20 protein-coding genes are annotated in these 22941 nt (G+C 69.0%); 15 read left to right on the top strand and 5 right to left on the bottom strand.

The genetic code is table 11. The annotated features are described in order from the left end of the window. Positions 1-189 precede the first annotated feature (189 nt). The 5 genes from ACFVJQ_RS02445 (at position 190) to ACFVJQ_RS02425 (ending at position 6631) form a co-directional block, all read left to right on the top strand. Positions 190-993 (top strand): PspA/IM30 family protein, encoded by an 804-nt coding sequence (locus tag ACFVJQ_RS02445; RefSeq protein WP_129803841.1) that lies wholly within the window; start codon positions 190-192, stop codon positions 991-993. 22 nt (positions 994-1015) lie between these two features. Continuing rightward, a complete protein-coding gene (locus ACFVJQ_RS02440) occupies positions 1016-1294 on the top strand; it encodes a hypothetical protein (RefSeq protein WP_385780324.1) in 279 nt (92 codons plus the stop codon). Between the two features lie 157 nt (positions 1295-1451). Beyond that, positions 1452-2672, top strand: coding sequence for a sensor histidine kinase (locus ACFVJQ_RS02435; protein WP_385780321.1), 1221 nt, complete (start codon positions 1452-1454; stop codon positions 2670-2672). Then, positions 2669-3349 (top strand): response regulator, encoded by a 681-nt coding sequence (locus ACFVJQ_RS02430; RefSeq protein WP_385258812.1) that lies wholly within the window; start codon positions 2669-2671, stop codon positions 3347-3349. The genes ACFVJQ_RS02435 and ACFVJQ_RS02430 overlap by 4 nt, the downstream gene beginning before the upstream one ends. A gap of 156 nt (positions 3350-3505) precedes the next feature. Next, positions 3506-6631 carry an efflux RND transporter permease subunit gene (locus tag ACFVJQ_RS02425; RefSeq protein ID WP_385780318.1) on the top strand — a complete coding sequence of 1042 codons (3126 nt, stop codon included), beginning with the start codon at positions 3506-3508 and terminating at the stop codon, positions 6629-6631. Positions 6632-6696: 65 nt separating this feature from the next. On the opposite strand, the gene nadA is transcribed toward ACFVJQ_RS02425, so the two are convergent. Further along, the gene (gene nadA, locus ACFVJQ_RS02420) at positions 6697-7881 is read right to left on the bottom strand and encodes a quinolinate synthase NadA (RefSeq protein WP_129803545.1); all 1185 of its coding nucleotides are present in this window, start codon (positions 7879-7881) and stop codon (positions 6697-6699) included. 334 nt (positions 7882-8215) lie between these two features. Between nadA and ACFVJQ_RS02415 the strand changes: the two genes are divergently transcribed. Further along, positions 8216-8572: an iron-sulfur cluster assembly accessory protein gene (locus ACFVJQ_RS02415; protein WP_006135694.1), complete on the top strand. Its 357-nt coding sequence runs from the start codon at positions 8216-8218 to the stop codon at positions 8570-8572. Positions 8573-8661: 89 nt separating this feature from the next. Here the strand turns inward: ACFVJQ_RS02415 and ACFVJQ_RS02410 are convergent, their stop codons facing one another. Both ACFVJQ_RS02410 and ACFVJQ_RS02405 read right to left on the bottom strand, forming a co-directional pair. Then, positions 8662-10377: a hypothetical protein gene (locus tag ACFVJQ_RS02410; RefSeq protein WP_385509430.1), complete on the bottom strand. Its 1716-nt coding sequence runs from the start codon at positions 10375-10377 to the stop codon at positions 8662-8664. A gap of 145 nt (positions 10378-10522) precedes the next feature. Beyond that, positions 10523-10732 carry a hypothetical protein gene (locus tag ACFVJQ_RS02405; protein WP_224734465.1) on the bottom strand — a complete coding sequence of 70 codons (210 nt, stop codon included), beginning with the start codon at positions 10730-10732 and terminating at the stop codon, positions 10523-10525. A gap of 183 nt (positions 10733-10915) precedes the next feature. Between ACFVJQ_RS02405 and ACFVJQ_RS02400 the strand changes: the two genes are divergently transcribed. Further along, positions 10916-11890, top strand: coding sequence for a carbohydrate kinase family protein (locus tag ACFVJQ_RS02400; RefSeq protein WP_224734464.1), 975 nt, complete (start codon positions 10916-10918; stop codon positions 11888-11890). Between the two features lie 22 nt (positions 11891-11912). Here ACFVJQ_RS02400 and ACFVJQ_RS02395 read toward each other — a convergent pair whose 3' ends face one another. Then, positions 11913-13289, bottom strand: a complete 1377-nt coding sequence (locus ACFVJQ_RS02395) for a cysteine desulfurase/sulfurtransferase TusA family protein (protein ID WP_385780312.1) — start codon at positions 13287-13289, stop codon at positions 11913-11915. 234 nt (positions 13290-13523) lie between these two features. Here ACFVJQ_RS02395 and coxB point away from each other — a divergent pair, with 234 nt between their 5' ends. The 4 genes from coxB (at position 13524) to ACFVJQ_RS02375 (ending at position 18022) form a co-directional block, all read left to right on the top strand. After that, positions 13524-14483, top strand: a complete 960-nt coding sequence (gene coxB, locus ACFVJQ_RS02390; protein WP_385509427.1) for a cytochrome c oxidase subunit II — start codon at positions 13524-13526, stop codon at positions 14481-14483. Continuing rightward, positions 14480-16213 (top strand): cytochrome c oxidase subunit I, encoded by a 1734-nt coding sequence (gene ctaD / locus ACFVJQ_RS02385; protein ID WP_385509426.1) that lies wholly within the window; start codon positions 14480-14482, stop codon positions 16211-16213. The genes coxB and ctaD overlap by 4 nt, the downstream gene beginning before the upstream one ends. After that, positions 16210-16608 (top strand): cytochrome c oxidase subunit 4, encoded by a 399-nt coding sequence (locus ACFVJQ_RS02380; protein WP_385509425.1) that lies wholly within the window; start codon positions 16210-16212, stop codon positions 16606-16608. The genes ctaD and ACFVJQ_RS02380 overlap by 4 nt, the downstream gene beginning before the upstream one ends. A 142-nt stretch (positions 16609-16750) precedes the next feature. Next, entirely contained in the window at positions 16751-18022 is a 1272-nt protein-coding gene (locus tag ACFVJQ_RS02375) for an Ig-like domain-containing protein (RefSeq protein WP_385509424.1), read from the top strand. A 105-nt stretch (positions 18023-18127) separates the two neighbouring features. On the opposite strand, the gene ACFVJQ_RS02370 is transcribed toward ACFVJQ_RS02375, so the two are convergent. Beyond that, entirely contained in the window at positions 18128-18529 is a 402-nt protein-coding gene (locus tag ACFVJQ_RS02370; RefSeq protein ID WP_385509423.1) for a hypothetical protein, read from the bottom strand. 191 nt (positions 18530-18720) lie between these two features. On the opposite strand from ACFVJQ_RS02370, the gene ACFVJQ_RS02365 reads away from it, so the two are divergent. From ACFVJQ_RS02365 to ACFVJQ_RS02350, 4 genes are all read left to right on the top strand, one after another. Beyond that, positions 18721-19341, top strand: coding sequence for a heme-copper oxidase subunit III (locus tag ACFVJQ_RS02365; RefSeq protein WP_171115452.1), 621 nt, complete (start codon positions 18721-18723; stop codon positions 19339-19341). A 68-nt stretch (positions 19342-19409) separates the two neighbouring features. Then, positions 19410-20222: a c-type cytochrome gene (locus tag ACFVJQ_RS02360; RefSeq protein ID WP_385509422.1), complete on the top strand. Its 813-nt coding sequence runs from the start codon at positions 19410-19412 to the stop codon at positions 20220-20222. Continuing rightward, entirely contained in the window at positions 20219-21268 is a 1050-nt protein-coding gene (locus ACFVJQ_RS02355) for a Rieske 2Fe-2S domain-containing protein (RefSeq protein WP_385509421.1), read from the top strand. The genes ACFVJQ_RS02360 and ACFVJQ_RS02355 overlap by 4 nt, the downstream gene beginning before the upstream one ends. Next, entirely contained in the window at positions 21265-22902 is a 1638-nt protein-coding gene (locus ACFVJQ_RS02350; protein WP_385780306.1) for a cytochrome bc complex cytochrome b subunit, read from the top strand. The genes ACFVJQ_RS02355 and ACFVJQ_RS02350 overlap by 4 nt, the downstream gene beginning before the upstream one ends. Positions 22903-22941: the final 39 nt, after the last annotated feature.

Genomic DNA, 22941 nt, shown 5'->3' with positions numbered 1-22941 from the left:
CCCTCGGGTCCCCCCGGGGCATACCCGGGGACCACCTACTCCCTACGCCGGAGCAGGAGCGTACTCAGTCGTCCTTGGGGATGAGCGCATCCGTCCCCGAACAGTGCGTCAATGGATGCAGGGCCCGTACTGTGGGTTCTGTCGCAGACCTGTGAGCTGGAGTCCGTCAGAAGGGGGCGCGCGAAGCCCATGAGCGGTGTCATGAAGCGTATGGGGATGATCTTCCGCGCGAAGGCGAACAAGGCCCTTGACCGGGCCGAGGACCCGCGCGAGACCCTCGATTACTCGTACCAGAAGCAGCTGGAGCTGCTCCAGAAGGTGCGCCGCGGAGTCGCGGACGTCGCGACCTCGCGCAAGCGCCTGGAGTTGCAGCTCAACCAGCTCCAGTCACAGTCCACCAAGCTGGAGGACCAGGGCCGCAAGGCGCTCGCGCTGGGCCGCGAGGACCTGGCCCGCGAGGCGCTGTCCCGCCGCGCCGCGCTCCAGCAGCAGGTGACGGACCTCGAGACGCAGCACGCGACGCTCCAGGGCGAGGAGGAGAAGCTGACCCTGGCGGCGCAGCGCCTCCAGGCCAAGGTCGACGCCTTCCGTACGAAGAAGGAGACGATCAAGGCGACGTACACGGCCGCGCAGGCCCAGACCCGCATCGGTGAGGCGTTCACCGGCATCTCCGAGGAGATGGGTGACGTCGGTCTGGCCATCCAGCGCGCGGAGGACAAGACGGCGCAGCTCCAGGCCCGCGCCGGCGCGATCGACGAACTCCTCGCCTCCGGTGCCCTCGACGACCCCACCGGCATGGCCAAGGACGACATCCAGGCCGAGCTGGACCGGCTCTCCGGTGGTACGGATGTAGAGCTGGAACTGCAGCGCATGAAGGCGGAGCTGGCGGGAGGCACGTCCGGTGGCCAGCAGGCCATCGAAGGCGGCACGGGCCAGTCGCAGGAGCAGTCCCAGCAGCAGCCGCAGGACACCCCGCGCTTCGACAAGCAGTAGGGCCCACGCCGAGGAGGGCGACATGATCGTACGGATCATGGGGGAGGGGCAGGTGAGGCTGGCCGACAGCCACCTCGCCGAGCTGAACAAGCTGGACGACGAGCTCCTGGCCGAAATGGAGAACGGCGACGGCCCCGGCTTCCGCCGCACCCTCCAGGCACTCCTGACCACGGTCCGCGACCTGGGCGACCCGCTCCCCGACGACTCCCTGGAACCCTCGGAACTCATCCTCCCGTCCCCCGACGCGACGTTGGAGGAGGTCCGCGAACTCCTCAGCGACGACGGCTTGATCCCAGGCTGAACCAGCCCGCGGGCATTCGTGCCTCCCCCAGAGGGGGACCCCCAGGGCGGCACGGGTGGGCGCGGGGCGGCACCCCGTAGCGCCGGGCCGCGCTCTCACCCCGCCGAACGCCGGGCACCATTCGCACCGACCCAGAGCCCAGCTACCGTAAACAGCCGTGACCACCCTCGAACGCGCCCGCCGCCAACTGAAGGCGCACCCCATGGCGCTGGACGCGACGCTGGCGGCCGGCGTACTGATCTGCATGGTGGCCGGCTCGTTCGTGGACCCGCACGGCAAGGGCGGCGTCAGCTGGGGCGTACGCACCCCGGACTTCCTCAGCCTCGTCCTCATGGCCCTCGGCGCCGCCGCCCTGGTGTTCCGCCGCCGCGCCCCGATGCGGATCCTCGTCCTCACCGGCACCCTCTCCGTCGTCGAAGGCATCACCGGCGACCCCAGAGCTCCCGTCGCGATGTCCGCGGTGGTCGCCCTCTACACCGTCGGCTCCACCACCGACCGTCCCACCACCTGGCGCGTCGGCCTGCTCACCATGACCGTGCTGACCGGGGCCGCCATGCTCGCCGGCCCCCTGCCCTGGTACGCGCAGGAAAACCTCGCCATCTTCGCCTGGACCGGCATGGCCGCCGCAGGCGGCGACGCCGTCCGCAGCCGCCGCGACTTCGTGCACGCCATCCGTGAGCGCGCCGAGAAGGCGGAACGCACCCGCGAGGAGGAGGCCCGCCGCCGCGTCGCGGAGGAGCGGCTGCGTATCGCCCGTGACCTGCACGATGTCGTCGCCCATCACATCGCCCTGGTCAACGTCCAGGCCGGGGTCGCCGCCCACGTCATGGACAAGCGCCCCGACCAGGCCAAGGAGGCCCTCGCGCACGTACGCGAAGCCAGCCGCTCCGCGCTCAACGAACTGCGCGCCACCGTCGGCCTGCTCCGCCAGTCCGACGACCCCGAGGCCCCCACCGAACCGGCCCCGGGCCTGGACCGCCTCGAGGAACTCGTCGGCACCTTCCGCAGCGCCGGCCTGCACATCGAGGTCGCCCGTGCCGACCACGACACGACCCTGCCCGCCGCCGTCGACCTGGCCGCCTACCGCGTCATCCAGGAAGCCCTCACCAATGTGCAGAAGCACGCCGGCGCCGCCGCGAAGGCCGAGGTCAGCGTCGTCCGCGTGGGACCGGACATCGAGATCACCGTCCTCGACAACGGCACCGGCGAGGACGACGGCCCGGGGACGGGCGGCGGTCACGGACTGCTCGGCATGCGCGAGCGGGTCACCGCCCTGCGCGGCACCCTCACCACCGGTCCCCGCTACGGCGGCGGGTTCCGCGTCCATGCGATCCTGCCGGTCAAGACCCGCAGCGGCCCAGCGAAGGACCCCGTATGACGATCCGTGTCCTGCTCGCCGACGACCAGGCGCTGCTCCGCAGTGCCTTTCGCGTGCTCGTCGACTCCGAGCCCGACATGGAGGTGGTCGGCGAGGCGTCCGACGGCGCGGAGGCGGTACGGCTGGCGAAGGAGCAGCGGGCGGACGTCGTCCTGATGGACATCCGGATGCCCGGCATGGACGGTCTCGCCGCCACCCGCATGATCAGCGCGGACCCCGCTCTCGCCCATGTCCGGATCGTCATCCTGACGACGTTCGAGGTCGACGACTATGTGGTGCAGTCGCTGCGCGCGGGCGCCTCCGGCTTCCTCGGCAAGGGCTCCGAGCCGGACGAACTGCTCACCGCGATCCGGGTCGCGGCCGACGGGGAGGCGCTGCTCTCCCCGGTCGCCACCAAGGGCCTGATCGCCCGCTTCCTCGCCCAGGGCGGCGACTCCCCGGACCGCGATCCCGCCCGCTCCGAGCGGCTGGACGCGCTCACCGGGCGCGAGCGCGAGGTGCTTGTCCAGGTCGCGGGCGGGCACTCCAACGACGAGATCGCCGAGCGGCTGGAGGTCAGCCCGCTCACGGTGAAGACGCACGTCAACCGGGCCATGGCCAAGCTCGGCGCGCGTGACCGGGCGCAGCTCGTGGTGATCGCGTACGAGTCGGGGCTGGTACGTCCAAGGGTGGACTGACCGCATCGCGTCCCTACTCCACCCGCAGTATGCGCCGTATAAGGAAATGGACCTGGGGGCGACGGATCGGCGGTTTTCCATGGCTCAGGGTGGTGGGGTGGGCGCTCACCTGTGCGCCCGCGGCTCCGCTCGGCCACGGAAGAGAGACGCTGACCCATGTCCTGGCTGTCAAGATTCAGCCTCGCGCAACGGGCCCTGATAGGGCTGATGTCCATCATTGCGCTCGCCTTCGGTGCGATCGCGATCCCGCAGCTCAAGCAGCAGCTGCTGCCCACCATCGAACTGCCCATGGTGTCGGTCCTCGCGCCGTACCAGGGCGCGTCCCCGGACGTGGTCGAGAAGCAGGTCGTCGAGCCCATCGAGGACAACCTCGAGGCCGTCGACGGCATCACCGGCGTCACCTCCACGGCGAGCGAGGGCAACGCCGTGATCATGGCGTCCTTCGACTACGGCAACGACACCAAGCAGCTCGTCGCCGATGTCCAGCAGGCCGTCAACCGGGCCCGCGTGCAGCTCCCGGACGACGTCGACCCGCAGGTCGTCGCCGGTTCCACGGACGACATACCGACCGTCGTCCTCGCCGTCACCTCCGGCGAGGACCAGCAGGCCCTCGCCGACCGGCTCGACCGGACCGTCGTCCCGGACCTGAAGGGCATCGACGGTGTCCGCCAGGTCTCCGTGGAGGGCGTACGGGACCTCCAGGTCGCCGTCACCCCGGACGACCGGGAGCTGGCGAAGGCGGGCCTGACCACGCAGACCCTCGCACAGGCCCTCGAGGCGGGCGGCGCCACCGTCCCGGCCGGCTCCTTCGACGAGGACGGCAGCAACCGCACCGTGCAGGTCGGCGGCGCCTTCACCTCGCTGAAGCAGATCAAGGACCTGATGATCACCGGCGAGGGTGTCGACAAGCCCGTACGCCTGGGTGACGTTGCCACGGTGAAGGAGGAGCAGGCCACCGCCGACTCCCTCACCCGCACCAACGGCAAGCCCAGCCTCGCCGTCGCCGTCACCATGGACCACGACGGCAGTGCGGTCGCCATCTCGAACGCGGTCGAGGACAAGCTGCCCGAGATGCGGGAGGACCTCGGCTCCGGCGCCACCGTCACGGTCGTCAGCGACCAGGGGCCGGCGGTGTCGAAGTCCATCGAGGGCCTGACGACGGAGGGCGCGCTGGGCCTGGTCTTCGCGGTCCTGGTGATCCTGGTCTTCCTGGCGTCGATCCGCTCGACCCTGGTCACGGCGGTGAGCATCCCGCTCTCCGTCGTGCTGGCCCTGATCGTGCTGTGGACGCGGGACCTGTCCCTGAACATGCTCACCCTGGGCGCTCTGACCATCGCGATCGGCCGGGTCGTCGACGACTCGATCGTGGTCCTGGAGAACATCAAGCGGCACCTCGGCTACGGCGAGGAGCGCCAGGAGGCGATCCTCAAGGCGGTCCGCGAGGTCGCGGGCGCGGTCACCTCCTCGACCCTCACCACGGTCGCGGTGTTCCTGCCGGTCGGCCTGGTCGGCGGCATGGTGGGTGCCCTGTTCGGCTCGTTCAGCCTGACTGTCACGGCCGCCCTGCTGGCGTCCCTGCTGGTCTCGCTGACGGTCGTGCCGGTCCTGTCGTACTGGTTCCTGCGCGCCCCGAAGGGCACCCCCGAGGACGCCGACGAGGCGCGCCGGCAGGCGGAGGAGAAGGAAGCGAAGAGCAGGCTCCAGCGCCTCTACGTCCCCGTCCTGCGCTTCGCCACCCGTCGCCGCCTGACCAGCGTGGCGATCGCGGTCGTGGTCCTCATCGGCACCTTCGGCATGGCGCCGCTGCTGAAGACCAACTTCTTCGACCAGGGCGAGCAGGAAGTCCTCACCGTCAAGCAGGAGTTGAAGCCGGGCACCAGCCTGGCGGCGACCGACGCCCAGGCGCAGAAGGTCGAGCAGCTCCTCGCCGACACCGAGGGCGTCAAGGACTACCAGGTCACGGTCGGTTCGTCCGGCTTCATGGCCGCCTTCGGCGGCGGCACGGACACCAACCAGGCCTCGTACGCGGTCATGCTGGACGACTCGGCCTCGTACGAGGACGTCCACGACCGTATCGAGAAGGGCCTGGCGGATCTCTCCGGCATCGGTACGACCACCATCGCCGCCGGTGACGGCTTCGGCAGCCAGGACCTGAGCGTGGTCGTCAAGGCGGCCGACGCGGACGTGCTGCGCACGGCCTCGGAGGAGGTCCGCAAGGCGGTGGCCGGCCTGGACGACGTCACCGACGTCACCAGCGACCTGTCGCAGAGCGTGCCCCGCATCTCCGTGAAGGCCACCGAGGAGGCGGCCGAGGCCGGCTTCAACGACCGGACGCTGGGCGCCGCGGTGGCGCAGGCGGTGCGCGGCACGACCGCGGCCAAGGCGACGCTGGACGACACCGAGCGGGACGTCGTCATCAAGTCGGCGAAGCCGGCCGAGACCATGGCCCAGCTGAAGAACCTCTCCCTGGGCCCGGTGAAGCTGGGTGACATCGCGACCGTGCGGGTCGTCGACGGGCCGGTCTCCATGACCCGGATCGACGGTCAGCGCGCGGCGACCATCACCGCCCGGCCGACCGGCGACAACACGGGTGCGGTGAGCGCCGACCTCCAGTCGGAGATCAACGCGCTGGACCTCCCGGAGGGCGCCACGGCCGAGATCGGCGGTGTCTCCGAGGACCAGGACGAGGCCTTCGCCAACCTGGGCCTGGCGATGCTGGCGGCGATCGCGATCGTGTTCATGCTGCTGGTCGCGACGTTCCGTTCGCTCGCCCAGCCGCTGATCCTGCTGGTGTCGATCCCGTTCGCCGCGACGGGCGCGATCGGCCTGCTGGTCGCCACGGACACCCCGATGGGCGTCCCCGCGATGATCGGCATGCTGATGCTGATCGGCATCGTGGTGACCAACGCGATCGTGCTGATCGACCTCATCAACCAGTACCGCAGGCAGGGTTACGGCGTCGTCGAGGCCGTGGTCGAGGGCGGTCGCCACCGGCTGCGCCCGATCCTCATGACGGCCCTGGCGACGATCTTCGCTCTGCTCCCGATGGCCCTGGGCATCACCGGCGAGGGCGGCTTCATCGCCCAGCCGCTGGCGGTGGTCGTGATCGGCGGTCTGATCAGCTCCACGCTGCTGACCCTGCTCCTGGTCCCGACGCTGTACGCGATGCTGGAGCTCCGCAAGGAGCGCCGGGCGAAGAAGCGGGCGGCGAAGCGGGCCGAGAAGTCCGGCGCGGCACCCCTGGCCGACGAGGACAAGTCCCCGGAGCCGGCCGGAGTCTGAGGCTCACCGAGCGCATGAGTAAGGGGTGCCCTCCCCGGGAGGGCACCCCTTACTGTTACCGGCGTTTACGGCAGTGCCAGCATCCGCTCCAGCGCCAGCTTCGCGAACGCCTCCGTCTCCTTGTCCACCTCGATGCGGTTGACGAGGTTGCCCTCGGCGAGGGACTCCAGCGCCCAGACGAGGTGCGGCAGGTCGATGCGGTTCATGGTCGAGCAGAAGCACACCGTCCGGTCGAGGAAGACGACCTCCTTGCCCTCGGGCGCGAAACGGTTCGCCAGACGGCGGACCAGGTTCAGCTCGGTGCCGATGGCCCACTTGGATCCGGCCGGCGCCGCCTCGAGCGTCTTGATGATGTACTCCGTCGAACCGACGTAGTCCGCGGCCGACACCACCTCGTGCTTGCACTCGGGGTGGACCAGGACGTTGACGCCCGGGATGCGCTCGCGCACGTCGTTGACCGAGTCGAGGTTGAAGCGGCCGTGCACCGAGCAGTGGCCCCGCCACAGGATCATCTTCGCGGCGCGCAGCTCGTCGGCGGTCAGCCCGCCGTTCGGCTTGTGCGGGTTGTAGACGACACAGTCCTCCAGTGACATGCCCATGTCGCGGACGGCGGTGTTGCGGCCGAGGTGCTGGTCGGGCAGGAACAGCACCTTCTCGCCCTGCTCGAAGGCCCAGTCCAGGGCGCGCTTGGCGTTCGACGACGTGCAGATCGTGCCGCCGTGCTTGCCCGTGAACGCCTTGATGTCCGCGGACGAGTTCATGTACGAGACCGGCACGACCTGCTCGGCGATCCCGGCCTCGGTCAGCACGTCCCAGCACTCGGCGACCTGCTCGGCCGTCGCCATGTCGGCCATCGAGCAGCCGGCGGCCAGGTCGGGCAGCACGACCTTCTGGTCGTCGCTCGTCAGGATGTCCGCGGACTCCGCCATGAAGTGCACACCGCAGAAGACGATGTACTCGGCCTCGGGGCGCGCGGCGGCGTCCCGGGCCAGCTTGAAGGAGTCGCCCGTGACGTCGGCGAACTGGATGACCTCGTCGCGCTGGTAGTGATGGCCGAGCACGAAGACCTTGTCGCCCAGCTTCTCCTTGGCCGCGCGGGCGCGCTCGACCAGGTCCGGGTCGGACGGCGAGGGCAGGTCGCCGGGACACTCCACGCCCCGCTCGCTCCTCGGGTCGGCCTCACGGCCGAGCAGCAGCAGGGCGAGGGGCGTCGGCTGTACGTCGAGCTCCTGGGTCTGGGCGGTGGTCACGACACGCACCCTTTCTTTTCTGCGGCTCGCCGACCCGGGGGATCCGGGCCGGCGGGACATACGGGACACCTTTTCGACTTTTCGTCGAAATGACGCTATCTATCATAACTGCTTCACGTCAGTTTGACGATGGCCATAGCGTCGATGTGACGTGAATCCCGACACCTGGGCGTCGCGCGGCGTTGTCGCGTTGTCCACAGGGCGCTGTGCGGCCTGCCACGCATGTGCGAGCATGAAGAAGAAGAAAGGCAAGTGCTCGGCCCGGAATGAATCCGCGGCCTTGCCGGTTGCACTCGTCGGCAAGCAGTCTCCGTACAACCCGGGAGAGATGTAGATGTCCGTATCGGACGAGACCACCACCGTCACCGACGGCATCATCCTGACCGACGCCGCCGCGTCCAAGGTCAAGGCGCTGCTCGACCAGGAAGGCCGCGACGACCTCGCGCTGCGCGTCGCCGTCCAGCCCGGCGGCTGCTCCGGCCTGCGGTACCAGCTCTTCTTCGACGAGCGTTCCCTCGACGGTGACGTGGAGAAGGACTTCGGCGGGGTCAAGGTCGTCACCGACCGTATGAGCGCTCCGTACCTGGGCGGCGCCACCATCGACTTCGTGGACACGATCGAGAAGCAGGGCTTCACGATCGACAACCCGAACGCGACCGGTTCCTGCGCCTGCGGCGACTCCTTCAGCTGAGCCGTGCACCGAGCTGAACAACTGAACACAGCATGAAGGCGGCGGCCCCGAGACGGGGGCCGCCGCCTTCACGTCTGTACGACTCGCTCCTACTCGGGCAGCCGGGCCCCCGACTTCTCCAGCGGGATCCCCTTGCCGTCCGACCCGACCACCTTCCGGTCGCCGAGCGGCTCGTCGAGCTGCACGGTGCGGTGATGGACCTTGGCGATCAGGATGCAGACCTTGTCCTTCCAGGGCGTCTCGGTCACGGTCACCGTCACCCGGTCGGCGCTCTCGGTCGCCTTCGCCTCGTAGTCGGCGCACACCCCGCCCGTGAAGCTCACGGTCAGCTCCCGGCCCTCGGCGGTGTAGCCCTCCACTCGCACGTCCCGCGTGGTCGGCGCCGACGTCGGCTCGTCACCCGGCGCGCTCGGCCGCGGGCTGGGCTGCGCGCTCGGCGTCGTCGAGGTGAGGTACTCGGGGTCGATCGCGGGATACGTGACCGTGAAGCCGTCCTCGGCACCGGGCGCCCGTACCTCGAACAGCCAGGACGGCACCAGCGTCTGCCGTGCCTGAACGAAGTGCGAGGCCAGCCCGAACACCGCGTCCTCGACCTCGACCGGCTCCGGCCGGGCGGCGGTGCTCGAAGCGTCCGTCGACTCCGCGCAGGGCGCGGCCGGCCGGTCCTCCAGCGGTACGGGACTGGCGCAGCCGCCGATGCCGACCCGGTGGCCCGGCTCCTGCGCCGCGTTCATCAGCTTCAGTGTCTCGGCCGCGCCGAGTACGGGATACGTGTCGCCCTTCACCGGCGCCTTCAACTGACCGCTGCCGGCGACCACTTCGCCCCCGGCGCCGACGGTGATCCCGGTCGGCCAGCCGTATGTGGCGAGCCCGCCGATCTCCGGCTCGGCGTTCACCACCCGCTGGGCGCCCATGACCTGGCCGGCGTCCACCTCGGCGGCGTCCTGCCCGACCGCCTTCAGGACGGGCGCGGCCGCCTTCCTCGCCGTCGCCTCGCTCACCGGGTCGGCGGCCGGGGCGCCGGGATCCTTGGCGCACACGGTGGTGCTCTCGCAGTTGTCGGTGCCGGGGACGTACCGGCTGAACGTCCAGGTCCCGGGCGCCTGCCGGTTCACCTGGAGGCTGGGCCCCTGACCGTCCTGGCCCCCGATCCGCCACGCCTGCCCCTCGCTGACCGGCGTCCCGTCGAGGCCGAGCGCCTTGGCGAGCCGCGTCACCTCCGCCTTCGTGACCTCACCCGTCGCCCGGTACACAGGCGCCGAGCCGGGGCCGTCCGGGAGTGCGCCGGAGGCCCGGTAGGTGACGCCGTTCGGGTCGGGCTCACCGGGGGCGATGCCGTTCGTGGCGCCCTCGGAGTAGCCGTCGAGGGCCAGTGGCGGGGGAGTACCGTCCCCGGCCGGCACCCCGGACCCCGCACCACCGCCCGCCCCACCACCGGCGGACGCCGCGAGATACGCCCCACCACCCCCGACGAGCAGCACCGCGGCAGCGACCGACGCGATGACCGCGGGGGAGCGACGCCGGGCCGGCCGGGGGGCGCCGTCGCCCTCGGACTCACCGGTGCTCGTGCCCGAGGCCTCCGAAACAGACACGTCCATCGTGTCCGACTCGTCCGAAGCAGGCTCCGGCGCCTCCGAGGCAGACGTATCCGCCGTGTCCGACTCCTCCGAAGCAGGCTCCGGCGCCTCCGAAACAGAGGTATCCGCCGTCCCCGAAGCCTCCGCAGCGCCCCGCGCGTCCTCGGTCGGCTCGGTGGCGCCGGTCTCGCCCGAGACGTCGTCGTTGTCGGGTCGCTCGGTGTTCACCGCATCGCTCCTTCGGCTGCACAGCTGTCCCTGGTGACCCGGCCCTGCCGGAAGGGGGCCGCTGATGGGTCGTATCCCGTATCCCCTTTACAGGGGACAGCGATGGGACGCAGCGGGGGAGCACACGGTTCCCGGGCGGGTCGGCTCAGTCGCCGTAGTCCGACATCGCCTCCAGCAGCCGCGCCGACTTCGGCGGCACCGTCACACCGTGGATGAGCGAGGGCGGAACCGGACGGGTGGCGATCCGGTCGGGGACCGTCCAGTGCGGAGCCATCCGGGCGCAGTCGCCGCGCAGCGACGCCAGGTCGCCTTCCAGGTCGGCTGGGGCGGGAGCAGGGGCGTCGATATTCGTCATGATGAAACCGTAGGCACGCCGAGACCCGCGAAGAAAGATCTACTATCGGGTAGTTTTACCTGCTTCACCGCCACCCACGCCCGTTGCGCCACAACCGGCCACCCTCAGCCATCCGCTTCAGCGCCCCCGCCCCTATTCGGTAGCGTGGACTGTCAACCCCCTCCACCCGGGAGATTCCACGCCGTGCGCATCGCAGTCACCGGCTCCATCGCCACCGACCACCTCATGACCTTCCCCGGCCGCTTCGCCGACCAGCTCGTCGCGGACCAGCTGCACACGGTCTCGCTGTCGTTCCTGGTCGACAAGCTCGATGTACGCCGGGGCGGCGTGGGCGCCAACATCGCTTTCGGCATGGGCCAGCTCGGCACCCGGCCGGTCCTGGTCGGCGCCGCGGGCTCCGACTTCGACGAGTACCGGGCCTGGCTGGACCGGCACGGCGTCGACACCGCCTCCGTGCGCATCTCCGAGACGCTGCACACCGCCCGCTTCGTCTGCACCACCGACGCCGACCACAACCAGATCGGCTCCTTCTACACCGGCGCCATGAGCGAGGCCCGCCTGATCGAGCTGAAGACCGTCGCGGACCGCGTCGGCGGCCTCGACCTCGTCCTCATCGGCGCCGACGACCCGGAGGCGATGCTCCGGCACACCGAGGAGTGCCGCTCCCGGTCCATCCCGTTCGCCGCCGACTTCTCCCAGCAGATCGCCCGGATGGACGGCGAGGAGATCCGGATACTGCTGGACGGGGCGACGTACCTCTTCTCCAACGAGTACGAGAAGGGCCTCATCGAGTCCAAGACCGGCTGGACGGACGAGGAGATCCTCGGCAAGGTCGGCCACCGCGTCACCACCCTCGGCTCCCGCGGCGTACGCATCGAGCGGGCCGGCGAGGACCCCATCGAGGTCGGCTGCCCCGAGGAGGAGCGCAAGGCCGACCCCACCGGCGTCGGCGACGCCTTCCGCGCCGGTTTCCTCTCCGGCCTCGCCTGGGGCGTCTCCCTGGAGCGCGCCGCGCAGGTCGGCTGCATGCTGGCCACGCTGGTCATCGAGACGGTAGGCACCCAGGAGTACGCGCTGCGCCGCGCCCACTTCATGGACCGCTTCACCAAGGCGTACGGCCATGACGCCGCCGACGACGTCAAGGCACACCTGAGCTGACCAGGGTCCGCCGGGGCAGACCCTAGGCCCACCGGCGGACCACATAGGCAGAGCCCTGGTCCGCCGGTTCCTCACCCACGTACTCCTGCCCCCGCATCGCGCACCACGCCGGGATGTCCAGGCGTGCCGCCTCGTCGTCCGCCAGTACCCGCACGGTGCCGCCCACCGGCACGTCGCCGATGACCTTGGCCAGTTCGATGACCGGGATCGGGCAGAGCTTGCCCACCGCGTCCACGACGAGGGAGTCCCCCCGTACCGCCGTCTCGGGAGCGGGCGCCCCCAGTTTCTCCCGGACCCCCGCGACCGCCCCGGGCAGCACCTGCAGGAACCGCTCGACGTCCTCCGCCGGCGCCCCGAACGGCAGCGACACCCGGACGTTGCCCTCGCTCAGCACCCCCATCGCCTTGAGCACATGGCTCGGCGTCAGCGTGCTGCTCGTACACGACGACCCGGACGAGACGGAGAAGCCGGAGCGGTCCAGCTCGTGCAGCAGAGTCTCCCCGTCGACATAGAGACAGGAGAAGGTGACGATCCCGGGTAGCCGGCGCACCGGGTCACCCACCACCTCCACATCCCCCACAACCTCCGGCACCCGCGCCCGGATCCGGTCCGTCAGCTCCCGCAGCCGTACCGCCTCCTCGGCAGCCTCCGCCTGTACGGCGCGCAGGGAAGCGGCCGCGGCCACGATCGCCGGAATGTTCTCGAACCCGGCCGCCCGCCCCGACTCCCGCTCGTCCGCGGGCCCTTGCGGAGCAAAGCGCACTCCCTTGCGGACCACCAGCAGTCCGACGCCCGACGGCCCGCCCCACTTGTGGGCGCTCGCGGTCAGCAGTGACCAGTCGCCCGCCACCGGGCCCCAGCCCAGCGACTGCGCCGCGTCCACCAGCAGCGGCACCCCCGCCTCCCGGCACACGTCGGCCACTTCGGCCACCGGCTGCACGGTGCCGACCTCGTGGTTGGCCGACTGCAGACACGCCAGCGCCGTGTCGGACCGCAGCGCCGCGGCGTACGCCTGCGGTGTCACGGCCCCCGTCCGGCCCACCGCGACCTGCGTGACCGTCCCACCGTCCGTCTCGTGCACCTCCGCCGCATGCAGGACCGAGGAGTGTTCGACCGACGACACGATCAGGTGACGTCCGACCCGCCGCCGCCCCGCCAGCGCCCCCGTGACACCGGCGTGCACGGCACGGGTCCCGGAGGTGGTGAACACCAGCTCGTCCGCCCGGCACCCCACGGCCTCCGCGGCCGCCTCCCGCGCCGCGTCCAGCAACATGCGGGCCCGGCGCCCCTCTCTGTACAGACGCGCGGGATCGGCCCACCCCTCATCGAGGGAGGCCTGCAGGGCCTGGCGGGCCACGGGATGGAGCGGGGCCGAGGAAGCGGCATCGAAGTACGGCACACGACCACGCTAACTCCTGCTCCGGAGGAGGTGTCAGAACCAGTCCGGAGGCGGGCATTCCACCCCTTCGGGGTGACCCGCGGCGCGTTGGGTACCCTCCCCGCGCGACCCCAAATAGCGTCCAGTAGGGTTTGGTCCGCATAAACATCCAAACCCCTGCCCGACGCAGGGCGGCGACCGACCAGCGAGAAGGCCGCAGCCGACGCGCGGGCGAGACTCTCGGGAAGGCGCTACGTGAGTCCCAACGGCTCCGACCGCTCGCCGCGGCGCCCGATGCGGCGGAAGCTGCTGCAGGCACTGACCGCGGGCCTGGTCCTGGCGACCGCTACCGGTTGCACATACGAGGACTTCCCCCGCCTTGGTATGCCCACCCCCACCACGGAAGAGGCTCCGCGGATCCTCTCCCTGTGGCAGGGATCCTGGGCTGCCGCGCTCGCCGTCGGCGTGCTGGTGTGGGGCTTGATCCTGTGGAGTGCCATCTTCCACCGGCGCAGCCGCACCAAGGTCGAGGTTCCTCCGCAGACCCGGTACAACGTGCCCATCGAGGCGCTGTACACGGTGGTCCCGATCATCATCGTCTCGGTCCTCTTCTACTTCACGGCCCGCGACGAGTCGAAGCTCCTCGACATGTCGAAGAAGCCCGACGTCACGGTCAACGTGGTCGGCTTCCAGTGGAGCTGGTGCTTCAACTACATCGAGAACGTCGAGGGTTCCACGGGCGACGCCAAGACCGCCAAGGAACTCGACGCCGTTCCGGACCGGTACAAGAAGGACTTCCCCGCGGACGCGGGCGGTGTCTACACCTGCGGTACGCCGGGTGAGCGGAACCCGCAGACCGGCAACCCCGGCCCCACGCTGTGGCTGCCCGAGGGCAAGACGGTCCGCTTCGTCCTCACCTCGCGTGACGTCATCCACTCCTTCTGGGTGGTGCCGTTCCTGATGAAGCAGGACGTCATCCCGGGCCACACCAACGCCTTCCAGGTGACCCCCAACAGGCAGGGCACCTTCCTGGGCAAGTGCGCCGAACTGTGCGGCGTCGACCACTCCCGGATGCTGTTCAACGTGAAGGTCGTCTCGCCGGAGCGCTACGAGCAGCACCTCAAGGACCTCGCCAAGAAGGGGCAGACCGGTTACGTTCCCGCCGGCATCGCGCAGACGAGCCACGAGAAGAACCGGGAGACGAACCAGCTGTGAGCATCCTCAACGAACCCGCGGGTGCCGCCGCGGCCGGCTCCTACGAGAACGAGCTGCCCGTCCGGCGCAAGCAGCCCGGCAACGTCGTGGTGAAGTGGCTGACGACCACCGACCACAAGACGATCGGCACGCTGTATCTCGTCACGTCGTTCGCGTTCTTCTGCATCGGTGGCGTGATGGCGCTCTTCATGCGCGCCGAGCTCGCCCGCCCGGGCACGCAGATCATGTCGAACGAGCAGTTCAACCAGGCGTTCACGATGCACGGCACGATCATGCTGCTGATGTTCGCGACGCCGCTGTTCGCCGGTTTCGCGAACTGGATCATGCCGCTGCAGATCGGCGCCCCGGACGTGGCGTTCCCGCGGCTGAACATGTTCGCCTACTGGCTGTACCTGTTCGGCTCGCTGATCGCGGTGGGCGGCTTCCTCACCCCCCAGGGTGCGGCCGACTTCGGCTGGTTCGCCTACGCGCCGCTGTCGGACGCGGTCCGCTCGCCGGGTGTCGGCGCGGACATGTGGATCATGGGTCTGGCCTTCTCCGGCTTCGGCACCATCCTCGGCTCGGTCAACTTCATCACCACGATCATCTGCATGCGCGCCCCGGGCATGACCATGTTCCGCATGCCGATCTTCACCTGGAACGTGCTGCTGACCGGTGTCCTGGTCCTGCTGGCCTTCCCGGTCCTCGCGGCGGCCCTGTTCGCGCTGGAGGCGGACCGCAAGTTCGGCTCGCACATCTTCGACGCGTCCAACGGCGGAGCCCTGCTCTGGCAGCACCTCTTCTGGTTCTTCGGCCACCCAGAGGTGTACATCATCGCGCTGCCGTTCTTCGGCATCATCAGTGAGATCATCCCGGTCTTCTCCCGCAAGCCGATGTTCGGCTACTCGGGTCTGATCGCGGCGACCATCGCAATCGCGGGTCTGTCCGTGACCGTGTGGGCCCACCACATGTATGTCACCGGTGGTGTGCTGCTGCCGTTCTTCTCCTTCATGACGTTCCTCATCGCCGTCCCGACCGGTGTGAAGTTCTTCAACTGGATCGGCACGATGTGGAAGGGCTCGCTGTCCTTCGAGACACCGATGCTCTGGGCGACCGGCTTCCTGATCACCTTCACCTTCGGTGGTCTGACCGGTGTCATCCTGGCTTCGCCGCCGATGGACTTCCACATCTCCGACTCGTACTTCGTGGTGGCCCACTTCCACTACGTCGTCTTCGGTACGGTCGTCTTCGCGATGTTCGCCGGATTCCACTTCTGGTGGCCGAAGTTCACCGGCAAGCTGCTCGACGAGCGCCTCGGCAAGATCACCTTCTGGACGCTGTTCATCGGCTTCCACGGCACCTTCCTGGTCCAGCACTGGCTGGGCGCCGAGGGCATGCCGCGCCGTTACGCGGACTACCTGGCCGCCGACGGCTTCACCGCCCTGAACACGATCTCGACGATCAGCTCGTTCGTGCTCGGCCTGTCGGTCCTGCCGTTCTTCTACAACGTGTGGAAGACGGCCAAGTACGGCAAGCCGGTCGGCGTCGACGACCCGTGGGGCTACGGCCGCTCCCTGGAGTGGGCCACCTCCTCCCCGCCGCCGCGGCACAACTTCCTCACCCTGCCGCGGATCCGCAGCGAATCCCCGGCGTTCGACCTGCACCACCCCGAAATCGCCGCCCTCGAGGAACTCGGGCACGGCGGTCACGGTGCCAGCGCCCTCGCGGGTGGCAAGGAGGCCGGCAAGTGAGAATCCAGGGCAAGATGTTCATGTGGCTGAGCGTCTTCATCCTCGCCATGGCGATCGTCTATGGCGTGTGGTCGAAGGAGCCGGCCGGCACCACAGCCCTCTTCCTGGCCTTCGGCCTGTCCATCATGATCGGCTTCTACCTGGGCTTCACGGCCCGGCGGGTCGACGCGGGTGCACAGGACGACAAGGAGGCCGATGTCGCGGACGACGCCGGCGAGCTGGGCTTCTTCAGCCCGCACAGCTGGCAGCCGCTCTCGCTGGCCATCGGTGGCGCCCTCGCCTTCCTCGGTATCGCGGTCGGCTGGTGGCTGATGTACTTCTCGGCGCCGCTGCTGCTGATCGGCCTGTGGGGCTGGGTCTTCGAGTACTACCGCGGTGAGAACCGCACCCAGTAGGACGCGCTGAGCGTCGGGAAGCCCGGACACTCCGTCAGGAGCGTCCGGGCTTCCCCCTTTCCCCAACCCTTTCTCAGCCCCTCACTCCCTCGTCCGGACGACTCACCGCGCCGACGTTGACGAAGCTCCATAGCGTGAGGTCATGAGCCACACAGCACACCTTCGGGGCACCCGCAGAGTCGGCGGTTGCACGCTGGTGGTCATCGCTCTCGGTGCGGGCGTCACCGCCTGCGGCAACGATGGCCACCCGCTGTCCGCCGAGCCCTACGACGCGGCGGAGCTGATCGCCTTCAACGGCCCCGCCGACACCGGGAAGAAGGTCGAGCCGGACAAGCCCCTGGAGGTCACCGCCGACGCCTCAGAGGGCCGTATCACGGACGTCACGGCCATGGACGCCGCAGGACGCCGCGTCTCCGGCGAACTCTCCGCGGACGGCGGCCGCTGGCACAGCACCTCCCCGCTGGCCGCGGACGCCCACTACACGGTCCGCGTGAGCACCGAGGACGAGGACGGGGCACCCGGCCGCCGGGTCCTCACCTTCGACACCGGCAAGCCCCGCGCCAAGAAGCGCCTGAACGTCACCTTCGGCCCCGTGGCGGGCACGTACGGCGTCGGCCAGCCCATCACCGCCGACCTGAACCAGCCCATCAGGGACAGGGCTCAGCGCGCCATCGTCGAACGCGCCCTCAAGGTGGAGTCCACCCCCACGGTGGAGGGCTCCTGGCACTGGGTCGACGACAAGAAGCTCCACTACCGCCCCAAGAACTACTGGCCCGCCCACGCCACCATCCGGATCCGCAGCAACCTGGACGGCATCAAGATCAACGATCACCTCTGGGGCGGCCCGGCGAAGCCCCTGAAGATCACCACAGGTGACCAGGTCATCGCCGTCGGGGACGCCGACACCCACCGGATGACGATCTACAAGAACGGCAAGGAGATCAACTCCATCCCGATCACCATGGGCAAGTCGGGCTTCGAGACCCGCAACGGCGTCAAGATCGTCCTGGGCAAGGAGTACTTCGTACGCATGCGCGGCACCACGGTCGGCATCGCCGAGGGCACCTCGGAGTCGTACGACCTGCCCGTCTACTACGCGACCCGGGTCACCTGGAGCGGCGAGTACGTGCACGCCGCCCCGTGGTCCGTCGGCGACCAGGGCTCCGCCAACGTCAGCCATGGCTGCATCGGCATGAACACCACCAACGCGGGCTGGTTCTACGAGAACGTCCGCGAGGGCGACGTGGTCCAGGTCGTCAACTCCAACGGCAAGATGATGGAACCCTTCGGCAACGGCTACGGCGACTGGAACGTCGACTGGAAGAAGTGGCGCCAGGGCAGCGCGTTGGTAGTCGGCAACCCAGAGGGCCCGGGCCCCAAGGAAACGCCAAGACTGCGACCAACGGCAGTGTGAGCGTCCCGAAGGGGCGCGGGGCTGTGTTCAATATGCGGCTCCGCCGCGTGGGCGCGACCAACCACAACGAACCCGCAGCCGCCCGAAACCTGCTGCCCCGCCCCCTCAGGCGCTCTGCAACCTCTTTTGCCGCAACAGAGAAGCCAACGCCCCCGCAAACTCCACCGGCTCCACCGGCAACGTCACCGCCGCATCAGCCCGACTCCACGTAGCCAGCCACGCATCCTGAGGTCGCCCGATGAGCAGCAGCACCGGCGGGCAGTTGAACACCTCGTCCTTGATCTGCCGGCACACCCCCATGCCCCCCATGGGTACGGCCTCACCGTCCAGCACACAGACGTCGATCCCGCCCTTGTCCAGCTCCCTGATGACGGCATCCGGAGTCGCACACTCGACGAACTCCACGACGGGGACGTCAGGAGCCGGCCTCCGGCCGGAGGCCAACCGCACCTGCGCGCGCGTGTTGGAGTCGTCGCTGTAGACCAGCACCGTGGCGGTTGGCTGCATGCTTCCTCCGAGACGTCAGTGTCGTACGGAAAGGCCGGACGGAACGGCCCGATGCCGCGGATGCTACTCCCTTGAACACCTCGTCAACACCGGTTCGGACACGCCTTCGATGGGCCATACGGGCAGTCCACACGCTGCGAACACTCCGAACGGCACCCCCCGGAGTGAGGGCGGGATAAGCGACCGACATAATGTCGGTCGTGGCGACAGCAACGACAGTAGATACCGGGCACGCGCACCCGTCGGTCAACCGGCCGAACCTCACCAGCGTCGGAACCATCATCTGGCTGAGTTCCGAGCTGATGTTCTTCGCGGCCCTCTTCGCGATGTACTTCACCCTGCGATCGGTGACCGGACCCGAGTTCTGGAGTGAGAAGGCCGCGGCCTTGAACTTCCCGTTCTCGGCGACGAACACCACGATCCTGGTGCTCTCCTCCCTCACCTGCCAGCTCGGCGTGTTCGCCGCCGAGCGCGGTGACGTCAAGAAGCTCAGGATGTGGTTCATCGTCACCTTCGTCATGGGTGCGATCTTCATCGGCGGTCAGGTCTACGAGTACACCGAGCTGGTCAAGCACGAGGGCCTCTCGCTGTCCTCCGACCCGTACGGCTCGGTGTTCTACCTGACCACCGGCTTCCACGGCCTGCACGTGACGGGCGGTCTCATCGCCTTCCTGCTGGTCCTCGGCCGTACCTACGCGGCTCGGAGGTTCACTCACGAGCAGGCGACCGCCGCCATCGTCGTGTCCTACTACTGGCACTTCGTCGATGTCGTCTGGATCGGCCTCTTCGCCACGATCTACATGATCAAGTAGCCGGGACCGACTCCCGAGCACCCATTCCAGAAGCATCGACGCAGAAGATCCTGACACCGGGGTAATCCGTGAAAAAGCTCTCCGCACGACGACGCCATCCGCTGGCGGCGGTCGTCGTCCTACTCCTCGCGCTGGCGGCCACTGGGGGGCTGTACACCGCGCTCGCCCCCGCGGGCAACGCGCAGGCCGATGAAACCGCCCAGTCCCTCGCCATCGACGAGGGCAAGAAGCTCTACGCCGTCGGCTGTGCCAGCTGCCACGGCACCGGCGGTCAGGGCACCTCCGACGGTCCGAGCCTGGTCGGCGTGGGCGCGGCGGCGGTCGACTTCCAGGTCGGCACCGGACGCATGCCGGCCGCGACCTCGCAGGGCGCCCAGGTTCCGCGGAAGAAGGTCATCTACACGCAGGCCGAGATCGACCAGCTCGCGGCGTACATCTCCTCGCTCGGCGCCGGCCCGAACATCCCGACCAAGGAGCAGTACGGCACGGAGGGCGCGGACATCGGCAAGGGCGGCGAGCTCTTCCGCACCAACTGCGCGCAGTGCCACAACTTCACCGGCAAGGGCGGTGCGCTCACCAAGGGCAAGTACGCGCCGACGCTCGAGGGCGTCGACCCGAAGCACATCTACGAGGCCATGCAGACCGGCCCGCAGAACATGCCCTCCTTCCCCGACACGACGCTGTCCGAGCAGAACAAGAAGGACATCATCGCGTACCTGGAGGCGGTCAACAGCGAGCACACGGAGAACCCCGGTGGTCTGGAGCTGGGCGGCCTCGGGCCGGTCAGTGAGGGCCTGTTCTCGTGGGTCTTCGGTCTGGGCTCGCTCGTCGCGGTCGCCGTCTGGGTCGCCGCTCGGACCGCAAAGGCCAAGAAGTCATGAGTAGCCAAGACATTCCAGAAGAGAACCTGCCCGCTGAGCAGGACCGCGCCGTAGCGGTCGCGGACGAGAAGGACCCGTTCGCCGACCCGGGCCTGCCGCCCCACGAGCACCGGATCCAGGACATCGACGAGCGGGCCGCCAAGCGGTCCGAGCGTACGGTCGCCCTGCTGTTCACGGTGTCGATGCTGGCCACCATCGGCTTCATCGCCGCGTATGTGACGATCCCGGTCGACAAGTCGATCTTCGTCTTCCCGATCGGTCACCTCAGCGCCCTGAACTTCGCGCTGGGTCTGACGCTCGGCATCGCGCTGTTCTGCATCGGCGCGGGCGCGGTCCACTGGGCCCGCACCCTGATGTCCGACGTGGAGATCGCCGACGAGCGGCACCCGATCGAGGCGTCCCCCGAGGTCCGTGCGAAGGTCCACGCGGACTTCAAGCAGGGCGCCAAGGAGTCGGCGCTCGGCCGCCGCAAGCTGATCCGCAACACGATGTTCGGCGCGCTCACCCTGGTGCCGCTCTCCGGCGTCGTCCTGCTGCGCGACCTCGGCCCGCTGCCCGAGACCAAGCTGCGCCACACGCTGTGGAAGAGGGGCAAGCTCCTCGTCAACATGAACACGAACGAGCCGCTGCGTCCCTCGGACGTCGCCGTCGGCTCGCTCACGTTCGCCAAGCCCGAGGGCCTGGAGGAGCACGACCACGACTTCCAGAACGAGATCGCCAAGGCGGCCCTGATGATCGTGCGGCTCCAGCCGGGCGACATCAAGGACAAGCGCGAGCTCGAGTGGTCGCACGAGGGCATCGTGGCGTACTCGAAGATCTGCACCCACGTCGGCTGCCCGATCTCGCTGTACGAACAGCAGACGCACCACGTGCTGTGCCCTTGCCACCAGTCCACCTTCGACCTCTCCGACGGTGCCCGGGTCATCTTCGGCCCCGCCGGCCACGCCCTGCCGCAGCTGCGTATCGGCGTGAACGACGAGGGCTACCTCGAGGCGCTCGGCGACTTCGAAGAGCCCGTCGGTCCTGCATTCTGGGAGCGCGGATGAGCACTACGACCACTTCCGAGTCCCGCTCTCGCGGGAAGGCACCGGCCGGCGAGCGCGTCGCCGACTGGGCCGACGGCCGGCTGGGGATCTACTCCCTGGCCAAGGCCAACATGCGCAAGATCTTCCCGGACCACTGGTCCTTCATGCTGGGCGAGGTCGCGCTCTACAGCTTCATCATCATCATCCTCACGGGTGTGTACCTGACGCTGTTCTTCCACCCGTCGATGAACGAGGTGGAGTACCACGGCAGCTACGTCCCGCTGCAGGGCCAGCTCATGTCCGAGGCGTTCGCCTCGACGCTGGACATCAGCTTCGACGTCCGGGGCGGTCTGCTCATCCGGCAGATCCACCACTGGGCCGCGCTGATCTTCCTGGCCGCGATGTTCGTGCACATGTTCCGGGTGTTCTTCACCGGCGCGTTCCGCAAGCCGCGTGAGATCAACTGGCTGTTCGGCTTCCTGCTGTTCGTCCTCGGCATGTTCACCGGTTTCACCGGCTACTCGCTCCCGGACGACCTGCTCTCCGGCACCGGTGTCCGCTTCACGCAGGGCGCGATCCTGTCCATGCCGATCGTCGGCACGTACATCTCGTTCTTCCTGTTCGGCGGCGAGTTCCCGGGCACCGACTTCGTGGCCCGCTTCTACTCGATCCACATCCTGCTGCTGCCGGGCATCATGCTCGGCCTGGTGGTCGGCCACCTGATCCTGGTCTTCTACCACAAGCACACGCAGTTCGCGGGCCCCGGAAAGACCAACAAGAACGTCGTCGGCATGCCGCTGCTGCCGGTCTACATGGCCAAGGCCGGAGGCTTCTTCTTCCTGGTCTTCGGTGTCATCGCGGCCATCGCGGCGATCGCGCAGATCAACCCGATCTGGGCGATGGGCCCCTACCGTCCGGACCAGGTGTCCACCGGCGCCCAGCCCGACTGGTACATGGGCTTCGCCGAGGGCCTGGTCCGCTACTTCCCGGGCTGGGAGATCAATCTCTGGGGCCACACGCTCGTCCTGGGCGTGTTCATCCCGCTGGTGCTCTTCGGTCTGGTCCTGGTGGTGCTCGCCCTCTACCCGTTCATCGAGGCCTGGATCACCGGCGACAAGCGCGAGCACCACATCCTGGACCGCCCGCGCAACGCCCCGACGCGTACCGCGTTCGGCGTCGCCTGGATCACGCTGTACATGATCACGCTGGTCGGCGGTGGCAACGACCTGATCGCCACCCACTTCCACCTGTCGATCAACGCGGTCACCTGGTTCGTCCGGATCGGCTTCTTCGCCGGACCGGTCATCGCGTTCATCGTCACCAAGCGGATCTGCCTCGGCCTGCAGCGCCGGGACCGGGACAAGGTGCTGCACGGCCGGGAGACCGGCACGATCAAGCGCCTGCCGCACGGTGAGTTCATCGAGGTGCACGAGCCGCTCAGCCAGGAGCAGCTGCACACGATCACGGCGCACGAGCAGTACCAGCCGGCCGAGATCGGCCCGACGGTCGACGAGCACGGTGTCGAGCGCAAGGTGAAGGGCTCCGAGAAGCTGCGCGCCAAGCTCAGCAAGGCGTACTACGGCGAGGACGCCCAGATCCCCAAGCCCACCGTCGAGGAGTACAGGGAGATCACGAGCGGCCACGGCCACCACTGATCACTGCGTTCGCCACGCCACGGCGAAGGGCCCCGTCCG

Origin of the sequence: Streptomyces sp. NPDC127197 (genome assembly GCF_042672405.1) — a bacterium.
GTDB classification, from domain to species: domain Bacteria; phylum Actinomycetota; class Actinomycetes; order Streptomycetales; family Streptomycetaceae; genus Streptomyces; species Streptomyces flavusporus.
Note: the sequence above shows the minus strand (reverse complement) of the source record. Positions and strands in the feature narration are given on the sequence as shown.